The sequence below is a fragment of the Methylobacterium tardum genome, from assembly GCF_023546765.1.
In the GTDB taxonomy this organism is placed as follows: Bacteria; Pseudomonadota; Alphaproteobacteria; order Rhizobiales; family Beijerinckiaceae; genus Methylobacterium; species Methylobacterium tardum.
The window spans coordinates 1,857,454-1,878,292 of the sequence record NZ_CP097484.1 but is presented as its reverse complement, the minus strand read 5'-3'; the positions used below and the strand labels follow the sequence as shown (position 1 = coordinate 1,878,292).

Sequence of the window (20,839 nt, the reverse complement as noted above, 5' to 3'; positions counted from 1 at the left end):
ACTCAGGGCTGCAGGGTGGCGCCCCATGGCTTCGCTGGATCTCGACGGAGGCCCCCGGCCCTCTGCGCCGCCGGGTGGATCCTATGACCACCCTGGCGCGCGCGCGCTTCAGCCAGCTCGTCCTGCCGCGCCTCGACGAGGGCTACCGCCTCGCGCGCTGGCTCACCGGCAACGCCACCGATGCCGAGGACGTGATGCAGGAGGCCTGCCTGCGCGCCTACCGGGCGATCGAGGGTTTCGCCGAGGGCAACGCCCGGGCGTGGTTCCTGACCATCGTCCGCAACACGGGCTATTCCTGGCTGCAGCGGCACCGGCCACGGGCCGTGATCTTCGCCGAGGACCTCGCGCCGGAGGCCCAGGCCGCGTTGGAGACCGGAGGCCTCCTGGCCCAGGCGCCGGAGACGCCCGAGGCGGCGCTCATCGCCCGCGACGATGCGGGGCATCTCGCCCGGGCGGTGGAGGCCCTGCCGGTCGCCTTCCGGGAGGCGCTGGTCCTGCGCGAGTATCACGGCCTCAGCTACCGGGAGATCGCCGCCGTGACGAACGTCCCGATCGGAACGGTGATGTCGCGCCTCGGCCGCGCGCGGCAGCACCTGCTGGCTCGGCTCGCGGAGGACGGGCGATGACCGACGACGACGAGACTCTCCTGCTCCTCAGCGCCTACGCGGATGGCGAGCTGTCGCCCGGCGAGGTCCTGGCCATGGAGCGCCGCCTCGCGGCCGAGCCCGGAGCACGGGTTGCGGCGGAGCGTCTGCGCACCCTCTCGACGGCGCTGCGCGAGACCCTGGCCGGCCCCCCCGCCCCGGAGGCCCTGCGGGCGCGCGTGATCCAGGCGATCGGCTTCGCGGATCCGCCGCCCGAGCACGCATCGGAAGGCGCGTGGGGCGGCCGTTCGGGAGGAGGCTGGCACGGGTCCTGGCGCGGGTCCTGGCGCGGATCCTGGCAGGCGCTGGCCGCGACGCTCCTTCTCGGCCTCGTCGGCGGCGCCGCGCTCGGCAGCGGCGCCTATCGCGATCGCCCGGAGACACCGGCCACGATCGAGGCCGTGCTGGCCGGCCACCTGCGCGGCCTCGCGGCGCCGCAGCCCTTCGACATCGCCTCCTCCGACCGGCACGTGGTCAAGCCCTGGTTCAACGGCCGGACGACCATCGCCCCCGACGCGCCGGATCTCGCCGACCAGGGCTTCCCGCTGATCGGCGGCCGGGTCGACATCGTCACCCACACGCCCGTGCCGACCCTCGTCTATCGCCGGGACCGGCACGTGATCAGCGTCACGGTGGTCCCGGCCGCCGACAGCCCGCCGGCCGGCGAGGCGCGGCGGGACGGGTCCACGATCGAGCGCTGGAGCCTCGGCGATCTGACCTACTGGGCGGTGTCGGACCTGAACGCGCGCGACCTGCGCGGCTTCGCCGACCTGTACCGGTCTCGGACCGGGCGACCGGGATAGCCCCCCCGGGAATACAATCATCGTCCCAAGGTTTATAACTCTATCGCCCCATCTATTTGATGAGGATCCGCGCGTGATCGCCGAACTTGGACCGAATAGGGCAATAGCCGGAGACGTATCCGGATCTGCGCCCGGACCCGTGCGGGCCGGCGGCTGATCGCCGGCGGGAGCGACCGCACCGCCTTCGACCCGGTGCTCGCCGAGACGGCGCTTCACCTGCTGATCGAGCATTTCGAGCAGGGGCTGGCGGTCACCGACCGGTGCGGACGCGTGCAGTTCCTGAATCGCGCCGCCCGCGCCTATCTCGGCCGGGGCCTCCTGCGCCTCGAGCGAGGCTGCCTGCGCGGGACCAAGCCCGCGGATTCCGCGGCCCTGCGCAGGATCATCGCGGATGGCGTCGCCGGGCTCGGCGGCTCGGTGCGCCTCGAAGGCGGCGGCGCTCCGCTGCTGGTCGCCGCCTGCGCGATCCCTCCGCCCGCCGGCGCAGTGCCTGAGGGCGCCGTGCTCCTGCGTCTCGTCGATCCCGCGGCGGCGCGCCTGCCGACCGCCGCAATGCTGCAGGACCAGTTCGGCTTCACCCCGGCCGAGGCGGCTCTGGCGGTGGACATCCTGGCCGGACACGATCTCGCGGCGAGCGCGGCGCACCGCCGGATCACCCGGAACACGGCGCGCGTGCATCTGCGCCACCTCTTCGAGAAGACCGGCGCCCGCCGGCAGGCGGAGCTGATGCGCCTGCTCCTGCTCTGCCCGCAGCCGATCGCCGCCGCACAATCTGGCGGCACCGAAATATCCGCTTTCGGGCCGTTCAGTAGTTCAAATGGAGGATGCGAATACAGATCAATACAGCGAAGTTGACTCGGCCGATCGTGGATAGACCACAGATCTCTCGGCTCAACGGAGGCTGAATAATGATCTTCTCGCTCCTGAGCTCTATCCAGAAGCGTCGCACGGCGGCGCGGAATTTCCGTGTCCTCTCGGCTCTCGGCGACGAGATGCTCCACGATATCGGTCTGGACCGGCGGACGCTCCACGCCTTCTGCGAGAACGGCTGCACGCACACGCCCGTCCCGCCGAGCCGGCCGGACGCGCCCTGGGCGGCCGTGATGCCCGGCCCGGTTGGAGCCGCCTTCCGCTGAGCGCCCGATCCGGCCCGCTCGGGGCCGCTCAGATCTCGACGCAGATCTTGCCGAAGTGGCGGTTGCTCTCCTGGTGGCGGAACGCCGCGACGAGCTCGTCGAGGGGATAGCGGCTGTCGACCACCGGCCGCAGCCCGCAGGCCTCGATCCCGCGGACCATCGCGATCTGGTGGCGGCGGCTCCCGACGAGCACGCCCTGCAGGCGGATCTGCTTCAGAAGCGCCGGGACCAGGGGCAGCGCGCCCGCCACGCCCGTCAGGATGCCGATCACCGAGATGTGACCGGCGACCCGGACGGCGGCCATGGACTGTTCCAGCGTCGCCGGCCCGCCGACGTCGAGGACGTGATCGACGCCGCGCCCGTCCGTCAGGCGCCGGGCGGTCTCGCCCCAGGCCGGATCGGCGCGGTAGTTGATGACGTGGTCGGCGCCGAGCGCGCGCAGGCGCTCCAGCTTGGCGTCGCTGGAGGAGGTGGCGATCACCGTGGCGCCGGCCGCCTTGGCGAATTGCAGGCCGAACAGCGATACGCCGCCGGTGCCCTGCACCAGCACGACGTCGCCGCTCTTCAGGCCGGCATCGGCGTGCAGCGCCCGCCACGCGGTCAGGCCGGCGGTGGTCAGCGTCGCCGCCTCGGCGTGATCCCAGCCCCGGGGGGCGCGGGTGAAGGCGGTGGCCGGTGCGGTCACCCGCTCGCGGGCGTAGCCGTCGACCCCGTCGCCCGGAACGGTGGCGAAGCCCTCGACCAGCGGCGTGCCCTCGAGCCAAGTCGGGAAGAAGGTGCTGACCACCCGGTCGCCCACGGCGAATTCGGTCACGCCCGGCCCCACGGCCTCGACCGCGCCGGCCCCGTCGGACATCGGGATGCGCGGCTCGCTCGGACCCCACATCCCGCTGACCACGGCGTAGTCGTGATAGTTGAGGGAGCTCGCCCGGAGGCGGACGGTGATCGCGCCGGGTCCCGGCTCCGCCACCGGCCGCTCCCCGAAGGTCACGTGTTCGAAGCCGCCGCCCGGCTGGACGATGACGGCCCGGGCTGTCGATCCGGTCATGACGCACCTGTCGCTCCGCGGCCTCCGCGGCCGGGAGGCGGACCCTGGCAGGTGGCGCGGCCGACGTCGAGGGGCAGGGCGGTCTCGGTCAGCCCGGGCCCGTAGCCCGCGGCGGGCGTTCCGGCCCGGTGGGGCGCGCATGCGCCGCGCGCCCTTGCCGCTGCGCTGCGCCAGCGGCAAGGTCATAGGTCAGATTCCGTCCGTCGAAGGAGGACAGACCGTGTTGACCGAGCGCGTCGTTCTGACCGAAAGCATAGCGCCGACAGCGTCCAAGGTCTTCACGCAGGCCGGGATCGGCGACATCCGGCAATTGCCTCGGGCCGTCGGCCCCGGGGATTCCGGTGATCTTGCCGGCGCCACGGTCCTCGGCATCCGCTCGCGCACGAAAGTCACCGCCGCGCTGCTCGACGCGCTGCCCGATCTGACCGCCGTCGGTTGCTTCAGCGTCGGGACCAACCAGGTCGACCTCGAGACGGCGCGCGCCCGCGGCCTGCCGGTCTTCAACGCGCCGTTCTCGAACACGCGCAGCGTCGCCGAACTCACGATCGGCGAGATCGTGATGCTGCTTCGGCGCATCCTGCCACGCTCGGAATCCGCCCATGCCGGCGGCTGGGACAAGTCGGCCACCGGCGCCTTCGAGGTGCGCGGCAAGACCCTCGGGATCGTCGGCTACGGGAATATCGGCGCGCAGCTCTCGAACCTCGCCGAGGCGATGGGCATGCGCGTGATCTTCTACGACCTCACCGACAAGCTGCGCCACGGGAACACCGAGCCCGCCGAGAGCTTCGAGGCTCTGCTCGCCGCGAGCGACGTCGTCAGCCTGCACGTCCCGGAGACGCCGCTGACCCACGGGCTCATGAGCGCGGACCGGATCCGCGCGATGAAGCCCGGGGCCTACCTGATCAACAACAGCCGCGGCACCGTCGTGGACCTGGACGCGCTGGCCTCGGCCCTGCGCGACGGGCATCTCGCCGGGGCCGCGATCGACGTCTTCCCGGTGGAGCCCACCTCCAATGCGGAGCGCTTCGTGTCGCCCCTGCAGGGCCTCCCGAACGTCATCCTCACCCCGCATGTCGGCGGCTCGACGGAGGAAGCCCAGGACCGCATCGGCGCGGAGGTGGCCCGCAAGCTGGTCGACTACGTCCAGACCGGCTCGACGCTGGGCGCGGTGAACTTCCCGCAGGTGCAGCTGCCGCCGCGCCTGTCCGGCGCGCGCTTCCTGCACGTGCACCGGAACGTGCCCGGCGTGCTCGGGCAGATCAACGCGATCTTCTCGGGCCGCGCGCTCAACATCGACGCGCAGTACCTGCAGACGGACGGCGAGTTCGGCTACGTCGTGGTCGATGCCTCGGTGCGGCCGGACGAGGCGGAGGCGGTGCACCGCGCGCTGCGGGCCATCGACGGCACGGTCCGGACGCGGCATCTCCGGCCGGCGGCGGGGTGAAGAGCCCGGCCTCAAAAGGTCCGGGACCAGCCCTCAGAGTGTTCGGCTTCCACCCCGTCATCCCGGGGCGCCGCAGGCGAGACCGGGATGACGGGGTTGTCGTCGGAGCAGCCGATCCCCGCCCAAACACCTTGAAAGCGCTGGTCCGGGATCTGCTGCGGGTGCAGGACGGAGCCCTGCCGAGACACAGCATCAGGGCTCCGCCCCGATACCCCGCCCAAGGGCCTGCCCTTGGGAATCCCGGAACAGGGCGCCGGCTCAATGCCGCGGCAGGGTGTGCAGCGCCCTCAGGAAGGCGTCGACATCCGCGCGGGTGTTGTAGAAGGCGAGCGAGGCCCGCACCGACTGGTCGACCCCGAACCGGCGCAGGGCCGGCAGGGCGCAGTGGTGACCCGAGCGCACGGCGATTCCGTGCGCGTCGAGGTGGTGGGCCACCGCCTCGTTCTCCTGCCCCTCGATCACGAAGGACATCACGCTCGCCTTCTCCCGGGCGGTGCCGATCAGGCGCAGGCCCTTCACGTCGGCAAGCCCGCCCTGCGCATACGCCAGAAGATCGTGCTCGTAGGCGGCGATCGCCGGCATGCCGATGCCCGCGAGGTAGTCGAGCGCCGCTCCGAGACCGACCGCCCCGGCGATGTCGGGCGTGCCCGCCTCGAACTTCTCGGGCGCGCCCTTGTAGACGGTCTTCGCGAAGGTGACGTCCTCGATCATATGGCCGCCGCCCTGCCAGGGCGGCATCGCCTCCAGCAGGTGGGTCTTGCCGTAGAGCGCGCCGATGCCCGTCGGCCCGAACACCTTGTGGCCGGAGAAGACCAGGAAGTCGGCGTCGAGGGATTGGACGTCCAGCGGCATATGCGGCGAGGATTGCGCCGCGTCGACCAGCACCGGCACCCCGTAGGCGTGGGCGAGCTGGATGATCTCCCGCACCGGGTTCACGGTGCCGAGCGCGTTGGCCACCTGCGTCACAGAGACGATCTTCGTGCGGCCCGACAGCAGCGCCGCGTACTGCTCGAAGATGATCTCGCCGCGGTCGTTGACCGGGATCACCCGGAGCGTCGCCCCGGTCTGCTGCGCCAGCAGCTGCCAGGGCACGATGTTGGCGTGGTGCTCGATGGTCGAGACGATGATCTCGTCGCCCGGGCCGATATGGGCCCGGCCGTAGGACTGGGCGACGAGGTTGATCGCCTCCGTGGTGCCGCGCAGGAAGACGATGTCGTCCTTCGACGGGGCGTTGAGGAAGCGGCGCACCGCCTCGCGGCCGCCCTCGAACAGGTCGGTGGAGCGCGCCGCCAGGGTGTGGGCGGCCCGGTGGATGTTCGAGTTGTGCCGCCCGTAGAATTCCGAGGTCGCGTCGATGACGGCTTGCGGCTTGTGGGTGGTGGCGGCGTTGTCGAGCCAGACCAGCGGGTGGCCGTTGACGCTCTGGTGCAGGGCCGGGAAGTCCCGGCGGACATGCTCCACGTCGAACGGCGCCGCCACCGGGCTCGACCCGTGCGACGTCACCCGCGGCGCCGGGCCCGGGTCGCGGGCCGGTTCCACCCGCGGGCTCGCCGGCGCCCTGCGGGCCGGCCCGGGGCCGAGGTTCAGGAAGTAGTAGTCGGAGGGCGGTGCCTCGGGCGCCCGGGACAGCCGGCCGGTCCGGGCGAAGCTCTCCTGCGCCGCATCGCGGCCGGCCTTCGACGGGTCGGCCGGCACGAGAGTCGGCGCGAGGGCGTGCGCGAAGGCGTTGGCGCGCGGGTGGTCCGCGGCGATCTGCCGGTGCAGCTCCGGACCGCCGGGGAGGGCGGTCGCCAGCGCTGGGGCACCGGCGAAGGCGAAGTCCGGCAGGTCGGGGCGCGGGCTCGCCGGGTGGACCGGCGGGATCGCCCCCACGTCTGCGAAGGCCGGGCTCGCGGGTGCGAGATTCGGCAGGGTCGGCCCGGAGAGGCCCGGCAGGCCGACCGGCGGCGCCCCGAAGGCGCGCGCCGCCAGCGCCGACGCGTCCGGCTGCAGGCCGGCGGGCTGGCCGCCTGCGGGTGCCGAGGGGTCGCCCAGGGGCGCGCTCGGCAGCGGCGCGCCGCCCGGGCCCTGGGGCAGGCTCTCGAGAGCCTGCGGGACCTGGGGGCCGGCGGGGATCGCCGGGGCGAAGGGCTGGCTCGCGGCCTGCCCCTGCCCGACGATCTCCCGGGCGAGGCGCCCGACGAGATCCGCGTGGAGACGGTCGGACGGCGCCAGATCGCCCGGACTCGCCCCGGGCAGCCCGTGGGCGAAGGCGGCCTCAGGCGTAGTCATGGTAATTGCCCAGCAGCACGTTATCGAGGCGGGCGATCGCGTCCTCGACCAGCACGGCGGCCGAGAAGTAGCGGGTCACGAGGTGCGAGGCGATCGAGTGGTCGTTGGTGCCCATGTAGCGCACCGACAGGCCGGGCTCGATCTCGCCGGTCACGCCGGATTTCTGCAGGCCGACCACGCCCTGCTCGCCCTCGCCGACCCGCAGCAGCAGGATCGAGGTGGTCTCGGCGCCGGTCACCGGGTCGATGTCGATCGGCAGCTTGTCGCTCGGCACCAGCGGCACGCCGCGCCAGGTGATGAACGGCGCGCCGAACAGGTGGACCACCACCGGCGGCACGCCGCGGCGGGTCGCCTCCCGGCCGAAGGCCGCGATGGCGCGGGGATGGGCCACGAAGAAGGCGGGCTTCTTCCAGACCAGCGTCAGCAGCTCGTCGAGATCGTCCGGGGTGGGCGGACCGCCGCGGGTGGGGATGCGCTGGCGCGGGCCGACCTCGCCCAGCAGGCCGAACTGCGAATTGTTCAGGAGCTCCCACTCCTCGCGCTCCTTCACGGCGTCGACCGTGAGGCGGATCTGCTCGCGGAGCTGGTCGATCTCGTTGGAGTAGAGATCGGTGACCCGCGTGTGGGTGTTGAGGATCGTCTGGATGGTCGAGAGGTGGTACTCGCGCGGATCGACCTCGTAGTCGGCGAAGGTCGTGGGCAGGCGCGGCTCGCCGGCATGGACCGCCAGCAGCTCGATGCCCTGTTCGCCGTAGGAATTGGTGTGCCCTTTGAGGCGGTCGCGCTCCTCGCGGTACTGCGCGATCTTGGCGCGGATCTCCTCGCTCTCCACCGCGGCGGCGTCGAGGGTCAGGAGGGTCACGGCCGACAGGGCCTTCACGGCCGGGGCGGGCGCACGCTCACCGGCGAGACCGGCATCGCCGAAATAGTCGCCCTTCGTGGCCAGGCCCTGGCGCAGGCGGCCCTTGTAGGGGCCCGACAGGGTCAGCTCGACCGTGCCGTCGGCCACGACCGTGAGGCTGCGGCCCGCGGACCCCTCCTCGTGGATCACCGCGCCGGCCTGGTGCCGGCTCTCGGTGAACTTGGCCGCCAGTGCGGCGAGCTCGGAATCGCCGAGCCGGCTGAACAGCGGCACGGCACGCAGCGAGGCGGGACGGATCACCCGGCCCTTGCCATCGCCCTTGTCCTCGGCGGCGAGATCGATCCGGCCGGGCTTGGCCAGCACGACGGCGCGGCGGTTGACGCGGTAGACCCCGCCCGCCACGTCCACGAAGGGCAGGAGCCGCAGGAGCCAGCGCGGCGTGTTGGCCGCGTTCTGGACCGAGGTGACGGTCGCCGTCGCAAGATTGCGTGCCGCCGTGGCGCTCACGCTCAGACCCGGTCCGCTCATCGTTCGTCCTCACTCCAGTCAGGGTTGCAGGCGCGCCGCATCGATCCGCGCGGCGGCTTTTCGCCCCGCAGCCTGTGCAGGGCGGTCGTAAAACGTCGCGATCAAGACTTGATGACGAGAACGGCCTGTCGAATCCGCATCGCCGACAGATGAATCAGGTCTTTCCCGGCGGCTGGATCGCACTTGTCCGCCGCTCAGCCGGCCTCGATGCATCCCGTGTCCGGCAGGGCCTGGATAAAGTCTGATTCGGCCGAGGGTCAACGAAATGATTTCCCTATTTTCACCCCCTACCTGGAAGGCAATCCTCTGGCATGCACAACGCATAGGACATCACATTCGCCCGGACGCGAGTTCCGAGAATTTAATTTCGTCGGATCGGCGTACGCGGCGGTGGCCGGACGACTTTGTTTTAAGAGAAGAATTTCTCGGCGTGCCTCAGATCCCGTCCCCGTAGCCGAAGGACTGGTCCATGCTGAGTGCCGGCTCCTCGTCCACGGGCAGGCGCGAGACGACCCGGGCCGGCACGCCCGCCACGGTCGTGTGGGGCGGCACGTCCTGCAGCACCACCGCGGCGGCCGCGACCTTGGCGCCCGCCCCCACCCGGATGTTGCCCAGCACCTTGGCGCCGACGCTGAGCAGCACCCCGCGCTCGATCTTGGGATGCCGGTCGCCGCTCTCCTTGCCGTTGCCGCCGAGCGTCACCGACTGGAGGATCGAGACGTCGTCGGCGATCACCGTGGTCTCGCCGATCACCACCCCGGTGGCGTGGTCGATGAACACGCCGGAGCCGATCCGGGCCGCCGGGTGGATGTCGCAGCCGAACACCTCGGAGATCCGGCTCTGGACGTGCAGCGCCAGGGTCGCCCGGCCCTGGTGCCAGAGCCAGTGGCCGACCCGGTAGGCCTCCAGCGCCGCCAGACCTTTGTAGAACAGGAACGGGTCGAGGTAGCGGCGGCAGGTCGGGTCGCGCTCGCGGATCGCCACGAGGTCGCGCACCGCGTGGGCGCCGGCCTGCGGGTCCGCCTCGAAGGCTGACAGGCACAGGTCGCGCATCGACAGCCGGGCCAGGTCGCCGTCCCCGAGCCGGTGGGCGAGGCGGTAGGCGAGGGCCTGGGCCAGCGAGCGCTGGTCGAGGATCGTCGCCTGGATGACCCCGGCATAGAGCGGCTCCTCGATCAGGGCCGCCTCGGCCTCGGCGCGCAGGGCCGCCCAGACCTCGGATTCCGCGGTGCTGCGGCTCGTGGCGCGCAGGGGCGGCTGGGTCGAAGCCAGGGCGGTCATCGCAGACCGATCGCGGCGGGGGCGGGCGCGTCGACGCCGATCACGGAACGGGCCGGAACAGGTCGGGCAGGTAGCGCTCCAGGATGGCGTACCCCTGGAACTCCACGTCCACCGTGGCGGGTGCGTCGCCCGCGCGGTGGATGCCCACCACCCGGCCCCGGGCGTGACGCCAGATGCCCAGGATCTCGGCGAGGTCCGGCCGCGCGAACACGACCGCGTCGCCCTGCATCATCGTCGCTGAGGCCATCCGGCCGGTCCCCCTGGATTGGCCGCGCGCGGCGGCTCGATTCTGTGGCGGTCGTCGCCGGACCTGCGATCGGCCCGGTCGCGAAAAGTCATTTTCGAATGCCCCGGGCGGCGGAGAACGTTTCGGTCGCACACGGCCGGAACGGGAGCATCATTTTCACTAAGTCCTTGTTACAGAACGATATTTATGGATCGGACCGCATTTGGCAAGTCCCGCTCGCAGGGACGTGTCCGCAGGTGCGGGGCGCGTGATCGCGCGCAGCCGCGGCGGTCGCTCCGCGCCAGACCTCACCTTCTGCTCCGGGATGCACCTTCGGCGAACAACCTGCGCTGCAAGTCCTCGCCAATTTGGCAGCACATTCTCGAGCCCGGCCCCTAGATTGAAGGGATCGACGGACAGTCGATGCAGAGCCGGATGAGGTTTGCCGTGAGCGCCAGCAAAGATCGGATCGCCCTGATGACTGTGCCGTGTCTGCCGTGTTGCCGCGCCCAGGAGAAGGAGACCGCACGACATCAGACACGAGAGGCGACCAGCGATGCTGACCTATGAGACGGCCCGGAACACCCAACCTGACCTGAGCGCCGAAACGGCCGCGTCCCTCGGCCGAGCCCTGTCCCGGAGCGTCCGCTCCCACCCCTCCCATGAACGCGCCGCCCTGGCGAGCGCCCTCGACGACGGGCTGATGCCCGACGAGGTGGCCCGGATCCTCGCCGGCCGGCGGGTGGCCGAGGCTTTCCCGGTCCGCTGGGGCGAGAGCCCGGAAGCCTACGCCTCCCGGACCGTCTCCGAGATGTTCGTCGCCTACCTCCAGTAGCCGCGCCCGCCGCCCCGATCACCTGGACTGGAAACCTGCCATGTCGGTCTTCCCCCGCGGGTGGAAGCGCCGGACGGGAACGGCTGCCTGCGCGCTTGCCCTGGCGCTCGGCACCGCGGGCCCGACCGCCGCCGGGCCCCTGCCGAAGGGCCGCGCCTCTGCGGCGGACGCGCCGGACATCCCGGCCCGGCTCACGATCGGCCCGGGCGGCCGGGACCTGCGGCTCGCGGGCGACCTCACCGAGGGCGTCGCCGCGCGGGTCGCGGGGGTCCTCGCCGCGCAGCCGCAGATCGCGCGCATCCACCTCACCAGCGACGGTGGCCTGGTGGAGGAGGGGGCGGCGATCGGGGCGCTCGTGGCGGCGCGGGGGCTGTCCACCTACGTGCCCGATGCCTGCGCGTCGGCCTGCACGCTGATCTTCGTCCGCGGCCGGACCCGCGCCCTCGCGACCGGAGGACGGCTCGGCTTCCACGCGCCCTACGAGCTCGGTGCGCACGGCCGGATGCGCCCGGTGGATTCCGCGCCGGAGCGGGCGGCCTATCGGGCCGCCGGCCTGCCGGCCGCCTTCGTGGCGCGGGCCCTGGCGGTGCCCCCGGCCGGGATCTGGATCCCGGAGGCGGAGGAGCTGCGCGCGGCCGGCATCGTCACCGAGATCGTCGGCCCGGACCGCTTCCCCGATTCCACCCTCGACGCGGATCCGAGCGAGGCCGGAGCTCGGGCCGCGATCCTGCGCGCCCTGCCGATCCTGCGGCAGGCCGAGGCGGCGGGGCTCGATCCGATCGCCCGGTGGTACCGGGACGGCTACGCGGCGGGACGGCCGGAGGCGGAGGCGGCGGCAGGCCTGAAACGGCTGGCGGCCGCCTATCTGCGGCGGCGCTTCCGGGCGGCCGATGACGGCGTCGTCCGGGCACTGGGGCGCCGGGTCCTGGCGATGATGCGGGCCGCCGGGCCGCGGGACGCGGCCGCCTGCGGGGCTCTGGCCGCCGGCGACTTGGTGGCGCTCGACGCGCGGCTCCGCGCCGAGAGGCCCGGCGCGTTCGGGCTGGCACCGCTCCTCGCGCGGACGCGCGGGGCATTGCCGGGCCGGAGGGACCCGTCCGATCCCGACGCGGGCGCCCCGATCCCGAGCCCGCTCCGATCGGAGGATTGCGCCGGGCGGATCGCCGGCGCGACGCACGCCCTCGCGCTGCCGCCCCGCCAATCGGCGGCGGCGCTCCGGTCCCTGTTCCTGGCCGAGCCGCAGCAGACGCTCGCCAACGGCACTGCGCCGTAGCGCCCCCCTCGACACGCGGCGCCGGCGCCTATCTTCGCACCGTCGGTCGGGCCACGGCAGGGCGCCGACCGGTCGGGAGGAAGGACGGATGCCGGATTATCGCCTGCGCGGGGCGGCTCGTGGCGAGGACGGGGAGATCGGCGCGCCGATCGTCGACGAGGTGCTCACGGCGGTCGACGCCAAGGAGGCGGTGCGGCTGGCCAACAGCCGCTCGGTCACGGTCGGCGACGAGGCGGTCAACGCCCTCTGGCTGGTCGATGCGAACGGGACCCTGCTCTGGTCCCTGCGCCGGGCCGACCGGGAGAGCTGACGGCGCCGTCCCGCGCCGCCCCGGCGCGGTCGTCAGGCCGGCGCGCGGACGCGCGAATCGGGCGACCGGTCGGAGGCGGCGCGCGCGGCGCCGCCGAGATACAGGGCCTGGACGTCGTCCCGCGCCCGCAGGGCCGCCGCGCTGCCGGCGAGCGCGCTGCGTCCGTTCTCCAGCACCACGGCGTGGTGGGCGTGGCGCAGGGCGAGACGGACATTCTGCTCGGCCACCAGCAGGGTCAGGCCCTCCGTCCGGTTCAGGCCGGTGAGCACCCGGTAGATCGCCTCCACCACCTTGGGCGCGAGCCCCATGGAGGGCTCGTCGAGGACGAGGAGCCGGGGCCGGCCCATCAGCGCCCGGCCGATCGCCGCCATCTGCTGCTCGCCGCCCGAGAGCAGGCCCGCGGCGACGTCCCGCTTGGCGGCGAGTGCGGGGAACAGGCCGTAGACCCGCTCCAGGTCGGCGCGCACGGCCCCGCGGCCCGAGCCGCGCCCGAGGCCGCCCGCGACGAGATTGTCCCGGACGCTCAAGGCCCGGAAGCAGTGGCGCCCCTCCAGCACGCCCACGAGCCCGGCGCGGACGAGGGCGTCGGTCCGGGTCCGCGTCACGTCCCGTCCGTCGAAGGCGAGGCGCCCGGCCGTGACCTGCCCGCGCAGGGCCGGCAGCAGGTTCGACACGGCCCGCAGCAGCGTGGTCTTGCCGGCGCCGTTGGCACCGACCAGGGCGGCGATCTCCCCCGCCCGCACCGCGAGGCCGACGCCGTGCAGGGCGTGGACCGCCCCGCCGTAGACGACCTCCAGCGCTTCGACCTCGAGGAGCGGCCGACCGGCGCCGTCGCTCATCGGCCCGCCGCGGCGGCCTGCTGGCCGCCCTGGCTGTCGGCGGCCTCCTCGGCCGCGCAGTCGCGCGGGGTGATGCCGTGCTCCTTGGCGTAGGCGGTCGGCGAGGCCTCGATGATCGGGCGCAGGCTCGCCCAGTCGGGGGCGATCCAGTCGGACACGACGGCCCACTTCGCCCCGTCCCATTGCTGGAAGGTGACGCGGCCCTCGCCCTCGTGGTTGGCGCAGGTGACGTTGATCGAGTGGAACAGCCCCTTGGCGCCCAGCGCCGCCACCCGGGCCTCGTCGAGGCGCAGGTGCTCGAAGCCCCAGCGGACCTCGTCGCCCGTGAGGGTCCGGTGGCCGAACCGCGTTTGCGCGATCCGCACCGCCTCGACGTTGAGGAGGCCGTTCAGCACCCCGAGATTGTGGTAGACGCTGCCGATGCGTTTCCGGTCGGCGAGGTTGCCGTGGCCGGGCTCGTAGACCTTGCCGACGACCTCCTGGATCACCGGGTAGGCGGTACCCGAGGCCTGGGTGGTGATCGCGACGTAGCCCTTGGCGGCCTCGCCCGCCGGGATCACGTCCTCCTCCGAGTTCGACCAGACGTTGCCGACGATCCGGTCGGCCGGGAAGCCGGTCTTCTGGGCGGTCTTCAGGGCCACCGGGTTCATCACGCCCCAGCCGCGCAGCACCACGAAGTCGGGCCGCAGGCGCCGGATCGTGAGCCATTGCGACTGCTGCTCGTTGCCGGGATGGGGCACCTCGATCTGTTCGACGGTGAAGCCGTAGCGCTTGGCGAGCTGCGCGTAGATCGGGATCGTCTCCTTGCCGTAGGGCGAGCCGTGGTAGAGCACCGCGACGGTCTTGCCCTTCAGCTTGTCGAGCCCGCCCGCCCGGGTGCCGAGATACTGGATGATGCCGCTCGTCTCGCTGTAGGGGTTGAGCAGCAGCGGGAACACGTACGGGAAGACGCGGCCGTCGGTGGAATCGGTGCGGCCGTGGTTGATCGTGACCAGCGGCACCTTGTCGGCGGTGATCCGGTCGATCATCGCGTAGGCGATGCCCACGGAGAGCGGGTTCCAGGCGGCGATGCCGGGCCGGGATTTCAGCCGCTCGTAGACCTCGACGCCGCGCTCGACCTCGTACTGGGTCTCGCCCTCGCTCCAGGTGAGCTTCACGCCGTTCACGCCGCCGTCGCGGGCGTTGATCAGGGTCAGGTAGTCGATGAAGCCCCCGAAGAAGCCGGTCCCGCCGGCCGCGTAGGGGCCGACCCGGTAGCTCTGGAGCGGGAAATACTGCTCGTCGGCGGTCGCGGCACCGGCGGCACCGGCGAGGAGGATCGCGCCCGCGAGGAGCGCGGCGCGGAGGCGGATCTTCGGCATCATGGGCGTCCTGTGGTTGTTCGGGCAGGGGGCGGGCGCCAACCCCGTCAGTCCGGGGCGCCGCAGGCGAGCCCGGACCCGGAGGGGCAAGCCGGAGGCGGGCAATCCAGAACCACTGGCGGTGCCGTGACCTGGCCTGTCGGCGGCTCTGGATCCCGGGCTCCGCTGCGCGGCCCCGGGATGACGGGGCGTTGCGCGGGGCAAGCCGATTGGCCGTCGGCGAACGGGGTCCGGGTGGTGCGGCGGCGGAGGCGATCGGATCGCCTGACGGCGGCCACGGCCCGGTCGAGCAGGGCCGCGAGCCCCGCGGGCTCGCGGATCAGCACGGCGACGATCAGGGCGCCGAGCACGATGCGCTGGACCATCTCCAGGGTGCCGGAATCGAAGCCGTCGCCGAGGAGCGCCGCGCCCAGGCGGGCGAGCAGCAGGGGCAGCACCACGATGAAGCCCGCGCCCAGGAAGGCGCCGCGCAGGGTGCCCAGGCCGCCGATGATGACGATGAACAGGATCTGGAAGGAGCGGTCGAGGTTGAACCCCGCCGGCTCGACGGTGCGCAGATACGCGAAGGCCCACAGCACCCCGGCGATCCCGATCACGAAGGACGAGACCGCGAAGGCCAGGAGCTTGGTCCGGGCGACCTTCACGCCGACGAGGCGCGCGGCGGTCTCGTTGTCGCGGATCGCCACGAGGTTGCGGCCCGTGGGCGCGATCACGAGGCGCCACGCGAGGACAGTCAGCAGCGTGACCGCGCTCAGCGAGAACAGGTAGCGCCCGCGCGGATCGTCGAAGGACAGGCCGGCCACCACCAGCCGGGGCGCCGTGATGATGCCCGAGGGGCTGTCGTTGGAGATCCAGCCGATCCGGTTCAGCGCCCAGGCGACGAAGAACTGCACGGCGAGCGTCGAGACCGCGAGGTAGAAGCCGCGCAGCCGCAGCGCCGGCAGGCCCGCCGCCAGCCCGGCGAGGGCGGAGACGAGGCCGGCGAGCAGGATCGCCGCCGGCAGGGGCAGGCCGGGCAGGCGCAGCGACAGGTTGAAGGCCGCGTAGGCCCCCACCGCCATGAAGGCGGCCGAGCCCAGCGAGAGCAGCCCGGCATAGCCGGTGAGCAGGTTGAGCCCGAGGCCGGCCAGCGCCAGCGCGAGGAACGGCGTCAGCAGCGCCTCGAACAGGTAGCTCGTGCCGACGCGCGGCACGATCCCGTAGGCCACGACCAGCAGGGCGGCGAGGCCGAGGGCGCCGGCGGACAGGCGGGGGCGCGGCACGGCGCGGGGGAGGGCGATCATGGCGGCTCAGACCCGCTCGACGGCGCGCAGACCGAACAGGCCCGAGGGCCGCACCAGCAGGAATCCGAGCGCCGCCACGTAGGCGATCCAGCCCTCGATCCCGCCGCCGATGACCGGCCCGAGATAGACCTCCGACAGCTTCTCCACCGCGCCGACGATCAGCCCGGCCACGATCGCCCCGGCGATCGAGTCGAAGCCGCCGAGAACCAGGACCGGCAGCGCCTTCAGCACCACCAGCGACAGGGAGAACTGCACGCCGAGCCGCGCGCCCCAGAGCAGGCCCGCCACCAGCGCGACGATCCCGGCGGCGATCCAGACCGCCGACCAGATCCGGGGCAGGCGCAGGCCGGTGTTGAGGGCGGCCAGCGGATCGTCCGCCACCGCCCGGAAGGCGAGGCCCGTGCGGGTGTAGCGGAAGAAGGCGGAGAGGAGCGCCATCATCAGGCCGGCGGTCGCGGCGGCGAACAGGTCGAACCGGCTGACCAGCACGCCGCCGAGATCGAGCGGCGTGTCGTCGATGCCGAGGTCGAGCCCGTGGACCTGGGTGCCCCAGGCGAGCTGGGCCGCGCCCTCGATCACGTAGGCGACCCCCAGCGTCGCCATGAACAGGGTGATCGGCGGCTGGTTGACCAGCGGCCGCAGCACCGTGCGCTCCACGCCGAGCCCGACCACCACCATCACGGCGAGCGTCGCGGCCAGTGCCGCCGGGAAGGGCAGGCCGCGCTCGGTCAGGCTCACGAAGGTGAGGGCGGCGAACAGCACCATCGCGCCCTGCGCGAAGTTCAGCACGCCCGAGGTCTTGTAGATCAGCACGAAGCCGATCGCCACGAGGGCGTACATGACGCCCGAGAGCAGGCCGCCGACCACGACCTCGACCAGGAAGGCGAGATCCGGGCTCATGCGGCCATCGCGTCCGCATCGGCATCCGCGAGCCCCAGATAGGCGGCGATGACGGCCGGGTCGGCCTGCACCTCCGCCGGCGTGCCGGTGGCGATGCGGCGGCCGTGGTCGAGCACGGTCACCCGGTCGGAGAGGCGCATCACGACGCCGATATCGTGCTCGATCAGCACGATCGCGGCGCCGGAATCCTCCCGCGCCGCCCGGATGAAGCCGGACATCTCGGCCTTCTCGGTGGCCGTCATGCCGGCCATCGGCTCGTCGAGGAGCAGGAGACCCGGCCGAGCCACCAGGGCCCGGCCGAGTTCGACCCGCTTCTGGAGCCCGTAGGGCAGGCTGCCCGCCGGTCGGTCTGCCACGGCGGCGAGGCCGAGGCGGCCGATCACCGTCTCGGCGGCGTCGCGGTGCGCCCGCGCCTCACGCCGGGCCGCCGGCAGGCCCAGGATCTGAGGCCAGAGCCCGGCCCGCCGCGCCGCGGCGAGCCCCGACAGGACGTTGTCGCGAACGCTCAGGCCCGCGAACAGGGCGAGGTTCTGGAAGGTCCGGGCGACGCCGAGCGCGGCGAGCCGCCCCGCCGGGACCCGGGCGAAGGCGGCCTCTCCGATCCGCACGCACCCGGCCCCCGGCGCGTAGAGGCCGGTGATCGCGTTGATCAGCGAGGATTTCCCGGCGCCGTTCGGCCCGATCACCGCGTGGATCTCCCCCGCGCCGACCGCGAGATCAATCTCCGCGAAGGCCACCGTCCCGCCGAAGGCGAGGGACAGGCCCTCGACCGACAGAACCGGCTTCAGGCGGTCCTGGTCCGCCGCACCGCGCGGCGCCGGCTGGCCGCCCGCGCGGGCAGCCAGTCGGTGGTCGGGCCGGGGCACGGCCTTCCTGTCCCGTCCCGATCGGACGCGGCGCAGCGCAGGCTGCATGATCTCGAAATCCGTCCAGGACGCGGCGACCGCGTCGGTAGAACCCGGCGGCGCCTGTTGAGAGAAGACGATACGCCAGACGCCGGCCGATCGTTGCTTGACAGGCCGGCGTCTTTACACGCCAATCTTTGATGCGTGACTTCCGTCAAGTCAAAAGCATAGCCGTTCTTATTTCGGCAGACTGCGCGAACATTCTCCCGCGGCCAGCCCGGCACGCGGGATCATTTTCGCCTTGCCCGGCCGCGGGGCAGCGTCATAGCCCGACAGCCCGTCGGCTTGGACCGGCCGGCTTGGACCGACCGGCTTGGACCGACCGCAGAGCGCGCCGGCGGAGGATCGATCAGCCTGCGTCCTGCAACAGCCCTTTCGACACCATAATCTAATCTGTATAAGTATTCATTGGCCGGATCTGAATGTAGGCTCCTGTTCCCACGCCAATGCGGAGAACCAGTCGTGTCAAATCCGCTCGTGCGCAAACTGGAACGCTACGTCCATCTCCCGGAGGCGGACCGGCTGTGCTTGGCCGGATCGATCGGCCCGGAGCGCATGGTCGCCGCGCGCACCGACATCATCCACGAGGGCGACGACCCGCGCGCCGTCAACGTCATTCTCGACGGCTGGGCCTGTCGCTACCGGCAATTCGCCAACGGGCGCCGCCAGATCGTCTCGCTGCTCCTGCCGGGCGATCTGTGCGACCCGCACATCTTCCTCCTCGACGAGATGGACCACACGATCGGGGCGATCACACCCGTGCTCCTCGGCCAGATCTCCGGGCCCGCGCTCCAGGCGGCCGTGGCGCGCAGCCCGCAACTGGACCTCGCCTTCCACCGCGAGGCGCTGGCCACCGCGGCGATCCAGCGCGAGTGGACGGTCAGCCTCGGCAGCCGCACCGGCATTGAGCGCCTCGCCCACCTGTTCTGCGAGCTGCACGCCCGGCTGTCCGCCATCGGCCTCGCGGACGGACATACCTGCCCGATGCCGATCACGCAGAACGACCTCGGCGACGCGATGGGGCAGACCAGCGTCCACATCAACCGGACGCTGCAGGAGCTGCGCGGCATGGGGCTGATCACCCTGCGCAGCCGCCGCCTGACCATCCACAATCCTTCGGCCCTGGCCCGGCTCGCGCATTTCGACGCCGCCTACCTTCACCTGACGGCGGAGAACGACCGCCCCGTCGCACGCCAGGCGTGAACCGCGCCCGCATCGCGGCGATTGAGCCCAGTTGGACGACATCCGGAGAGGCCCTGCATGACAGACCCCCGCGACTTGGCCGCCCGCGACATGGCGGAGCGCCTCGCCGCTCTGGAGGCCGACAATGCCCGCTTGCGCCGGCTGCTCGACGAGGCCGGCGTGCCCGACAGCCTGCGCCACGGGATGCGCAACACGATGGCGATGATGCGGACGGTCATCCACCGCTCGGCCGAGCAATCCGCGGATGTCGAAACTTATGTCGCGCATCTCGACGGCCGGTTCGGGGCCGTCATGCGCGTGCAGGCCGCCACGGACGCGTTCGGCGATGCCGACCTGCACACCCTGATCTCCGACGAGCTGATGTTCCACCTCGTGCGCGAGGGCGAGCAGGCCGCGCTCACCGGGCCGCGGGTGCGGCTCCGGCCGAAGGCCGCCCTGGTCCTGGCGCTGGCGCTGCACGAGCTGACGAGCAATGCGGTGGAGCACGGGACCCTGGCGCTCCCGCAGGGCCGGGTCACCGCCGCGTGGCGGGTCGCCGACGCGGAGCCGGGGCCGCCGGTCCTGACCCTGGACTGGGCCGAGACCGGCGGCAGCGGGGTGCAAGCACCGGCCCGGCGGGGCTTCGGCACGGACGTGCTGGAGGACATGCTGGCCTACGATCTCGGCGCGCAGACGAGTCTGCGCTACGCGCCGGACGGGCTGCGCTGCACGATCCGCCTGCCGCTCACCGACCGCGTCGGGCACAGCGTGGCGGAGGATCCCGAGACGGCCTGGGAGGGTGAGGCCCGGTGAGGCAGGCCCGCACGGGGACGCGTCCGCGTCCCTAGACGCGCGTGAACGGGCACGCCTGCGCCGAACCGGCGTCTCCTTCGGCGAAGCGCGCTAGACGGCCCCCGCGGGGCCGTAGATGGCGCCCGCCAGATCCTCCAGCTTCTCGCGGTCGACCACCGTGATGCGTCCGCGCCGCGCCCGGATCATGCTGGCCCCTTCGAGCAGGTGGGTCGCGGTCGTCACGGTGGGCCGGCGCACGCCGAGCATCTTCGAGAGCACTTCGTGGGTCAGGGGCAGCTCGTCCTGCTCCAGGCGGTCGTGGATCATGAGGATCCACCGGGCGAGCCGCGCCTCGACGGTCAGGTCGGCATTGGCGTAGACGGTCTGCCCTACCTGCACGAGCAGGCTCTGCACGTAGCGGCCGAGCACCCGGCGCAGGCTGGCGCTTGCGTCGAGGGCATCCTCCAGCGCGCCGGCCGCGATGCGCAAAGCCTCGCCGCTGGCCTGCACGATCGCCGTCTGGGGCGTGGTCTGCGCGCCGAGCGCGATCGGCACGCCGATGAAGCCTTCCCGTCCGGTGAGGCCGACCTCGATGCGGCCCTCGCATGTGTCGGCCACCAGGGAAACGATCCCCTCCTCGACGAAGTAGGCCTGTGCAATCGGCTGCTGGGGCGCGATCAGCACCGCGTGCAGCGGCAGCGGGACCGGCTCGAGCTGCGAGGCGAGACGGCTGAAATCCTCCGGCGCCAGGGCGGCGAGCAGACGGTTGCGGACGGCAGATTGCTGCGGCTGAGCCATGGGCTGCTCCCGGTCCGGGCAGGAGCACGGGCGATCTCCCAGTCACCCGCGCCCGACGATCCGGCGGATGATCGCCACTGTCTCACACCAGACCGAAGGCCAGTATGGGGTAGATTAG

20 protein-coding genes and 1 pseudogene are annotated in these 20,839 nt (G+C 72.4%); 10 read left to right on the top strand and 11 right to left on the bottom strand.

Going from position 1 to position 20,839, the window contains the following annotated elements:
* Nucleotides 1-83 precede the first annotated feature (83 nt).
* The 4 genes from M6G65_RS08780 to M6G65_RS08765 all read left to right on the top strand — a co-directional run bounded on the left by M6G65_RS08780 (nt 84) and on the right by M6G65_RS08765 (nt 2,583).
* Complete coding sequence (locus M6G65_RS08780; protein WP_192709274.1) at nt 84-626, top strand: sigma-70 family RNA polymerase sigma factor; 543 nt, start codon at nt 84-86, stop codon at nt 624-626.
* Entirely contained in the window at nt 623-1,447 is an 825-nt protein-coding gene (locus M6G65_RS08775) for an anti-sigma factor family protein (protein ID WP_250103831.1), read from the top strand. Before M6G65_RS08780 ends, M6G65_RS08775 begins: the two co-directional genes overlap by 4 nt.
* Nucleotides 1,448-1,639: 192 nt before the next feature.
* Nucleotides 1,640-2,302: a helix-turn-helix transcriptional regulator gene (locus tag M6G65_RS08770; RefSeq protein WP_250103830.1), complete on the top strand. Its 663-nt coding sequence runs from the start codon at nt 1,640-1,642 to the stop codon at nt 2,300-2,302.
* Between the two features lie 53 nt (nt 2,303-2,355).
* A complete protein-coding gene (locus M6G65_RS08765; protein WP_250103829.1) occupies nt 2,356-2,583 on the top strand; it encodes a DUF1127 domain-containing protein in 228 nt (75 codons plus the stop codon).
* A gap of 28 nt (nt 2,584-2,611) precedes the next feature.
* Here M6G65_RS08765 and M6G65_RS08760 read toward each other — a convergent pair whose 3' ends face one another.
* Nucleotides 2,612-3,631 carry a zinc-dependent alcohol dehydrogenase family protein gene (locus M6G65_RS08760; protein ID WP_238195813.1) on the bottom strand — a complete coding sequence of 340 codons (1,020 nt, stop codon included), beginning with the start codon at nt 3,629-3,631 and terminating at the stop codon, nt 2,612-2,614.
* A 220-nt stretch (nt 3,632-3,851) separates the two neighbouring features.
* On the opposite strand from M6G65_RS08760, the gene serA reads away from it, so the two are divergent.
* Nucleotides 3,852-5,075, top strand: a complete 1,224-nt coding sequence (gene serA, locus M6G65_RS08755) for a phosphoglycerate dehydrogenase (protein WP_238195814.1) — start codon at nt 3,852-3,854, stop codon at nt 5,073-5,075.
* Nucleotides 5,076-5,333: 258 nt separating this feature from the next.
* On the opposite strand, the gene M6G65_RS08750 is transcribed toward serA, so the two are convergent.
* From M6G65_RS08750 to M6G65_RS08730, 4 genes are all read right to left on the bottom strand, one after another.
* Nucleotides 5,334-7,346, bottom strand: a complete 2,013-nt coding sequence (locus M6G65_RS08750; RefSeq protein ID WP_238195815.1) for a family 2A encapsulin nanocompartment cargo protein cysteine desulfurase — start codon at nt 7,344-7,346, stop codon at nt 5,334-5,336.
* A complete protein-coding gene (locus tag M6G65_RS33435) occupies nt 7,333-8,736 on the bottom strand; it encodes a family 2B encapsulin nanocompartment shell protein (RefSeq protein ID WP_284042376.1) in 1,404 nt (467 codons plus the stop codon). The genes M6G65_RS08750 and M6G65_RS33435 overlap by 14 nt, the downstream gene beginning before the upstream one ends.
* A gap of 435 nt (nt 8,737-9,171) precedes the next feature.
* A complete protein-coding gene (cysE, locus tag M6G65_RS08735) occupies nt 9,172-10,017 on the bottom strand; it encodes a serine O-acetyltransferase (RefSeq protein WP_238195816.1) in 846 nt (281 codons plus the stop codon).
* 40 nt (nt 10,018-10,057) lie between these two features.
* The gene (locus M6G65_RS08730; RefSeq protein WP_192709282.1) at nt 10,058-10,264 is read right to left on the bottom strand and encodes a hypothetical protein; all 207 of its coding nucleotides are present in this window, start codon (nt 10,262-10,264) and stop codon (nt 10,058-10,060) included.
* Nucleotides 10,265-10,799: 535 nt separating this feature from the next.
* On the opposite strand from M6G65_RS08730, the gene M6G65_RS08725 reads away from it, so the two are divergent.
* The 3 genes from M6G65_RS08725 to M6G65_RS08715 all read left to right on the top strand — a co-directional run bounded on the left by M6G65_RS08725 (nt 10,800) and on the right by M6G65_RS08715 (nt 12,661).
* Entirely contained in the window at nt 10,800-11,078 is a 279-nt protein-coding gene (locus M6G65_RS08725; RefSeq protein WP_192709283.1) for a hypothetical protein, read from the top strand.
* A 40-nt stretch (nt 11,079-11,118) separates the two neighbouring features.
* Nucleotides 11,119-12,351 (top strand): COG3904 family protein, encoded by a 1,233-nt coding sequence (locus tag M6G65_RS08720; protein ID WP_238195817.1) that lies wholly within the window; start codon nt 11,119-11,121, stop codon nt 12,349-12,351.
* Nucleotides 12,352-12,439: 88 nt separating this feature from the next.
* On the top strand, nt 12,440-12,661 hold the full coding sequence (locus M6G65_RS08715) for a hypothetical protein (RefSeq protein ID WP_250103828.1): 222 nt from the start codon (nt 12,440-12,442) through the stop codon (nt 12,659-12,661).
* 32 nt (nt 12,662-12,693) lie between these two features.
* Here M6G65_RS08715 and M6G65_RS08710 read toward each other — a convergent pair whose 3' ends face one another.
* The 5 genes and pseudogenes from M6G65_RS08710 to M6G65_RS08690 all read right to left on the bottom strand — a co-directional run bounded on the left by M6G65_RS08710 (nt 12,694) and on the right by M6G65_RS08690 (nt 17,958).
* On the bottom strand, nt 12,694-13,500 hold the full coding sequence (locus M6G65_RS08710; protein WP_238195818.1) for an ABC transporter ATP-binding protein: 807 nt from the start codon (nt 13,498-13,500) through the stop codon (nt 12,694-12,696).
* The gene (locus M6G65_RS08705) at nt 13,497-14,864 is read right to left on the bottom strand and encodes an ABC transporter substrate-binding protein (RefSeq protein WP_250103827.1); all 1,368 of its coding nucleotides are present in this window, start codon (nt 14,862-14,864) and stop codon (nt 13,497-13,499) included. Before M6G65_RS08705 ends, M6G65_RS08710 begins: the two co-directional genes overlap by 4 nt.
* Nucleotides 14,865-15,121: 257 nt before the next feature.
* A pseudogene (locus M6G65_RS08700) lies at nt 15,122-16,144 on the bottom strand (branched-chain amino acid ABC transporter permease); the annotation flags it as partial.
* A 6-nt stretch (nt 16,145-16,150) separates the two neighbouring features.
* On the bottom strand, nt 16,151-17,044 hold the full coding sequence (locus M6G65_RS08695; RefSeq protein WP_238195820.1) for a branched-chain amino acid ABC transporter permease: 894 nt from the start codon (nt 17,042-17,044) through the stop codon (nt 16,151-16,153).
* Nucleotides 17,041-17,958, bottom strand: a complete 918-nt coding sequence (locus tag M6G65_RS08690) for an ABC transporter ATP-binding protein (protein WP_238195821.1) — start codon at nt 17,956-17,958, stop codon at nt 17,041-17,043. Before M6G65_RS08690 ends, M6G65_RS08695 begins: the two co-directional genes overlap by 4 nt.
* A 453-nt stretch (nt 17,959-18,411) precedes the next feature.
* Here M6G65_RS08690 and M6G65_RS08685 point away from each other — a divergent pair, with 453 nt between their 5' ends.
* Together M6G65_RS08685 and M6G65_RS08680 are read left to right on the top strand one after the other, a co-directional pair.
* Nucleotides 18,412-19,152, top strand: a complete 741-nt coding sequence (locus tag M6G65_RS08685; protein WP_238195822.1) for a Crp/Fnr family transcriptional regulator — start codon at nt 18,412-18,414, stop codon at nt 19,150-19,152.
* A gap of 57 nt (nt 19,153-19,209) precedes the next feature.
* Nucleotides 19,210-19,944, top strand: a complete 735-nt coding sequence (locus M6G65_RS08680; RefSeq protein ID WP_238195823.1) for an HWE histidine kinase domain-containing protein — start codon at nt 19,210-19,212, stop codon at nt 19,942-19,944.
* Between the two features lie 90 nt (nt 19,945-20,034).
* Here M6G65_RS08680 and M6G65_RS08675 read toward each other — a convergent pair whose 3' ends face one another.
* Nucleotides 20,035-20,721, bottom strand: a complete 687-nt coding sequence (locus tag M6G65_RS08675) for a Crp/Fnr family transcriptional regulator (RefSeq protein WP_238195824.1) — start codon at nt 20,719-20,721, stop codon at nt 20,035-20,037.
* Between the last annotated feature and the right edge of the window lie 118 nt (nt 20,722-20,839).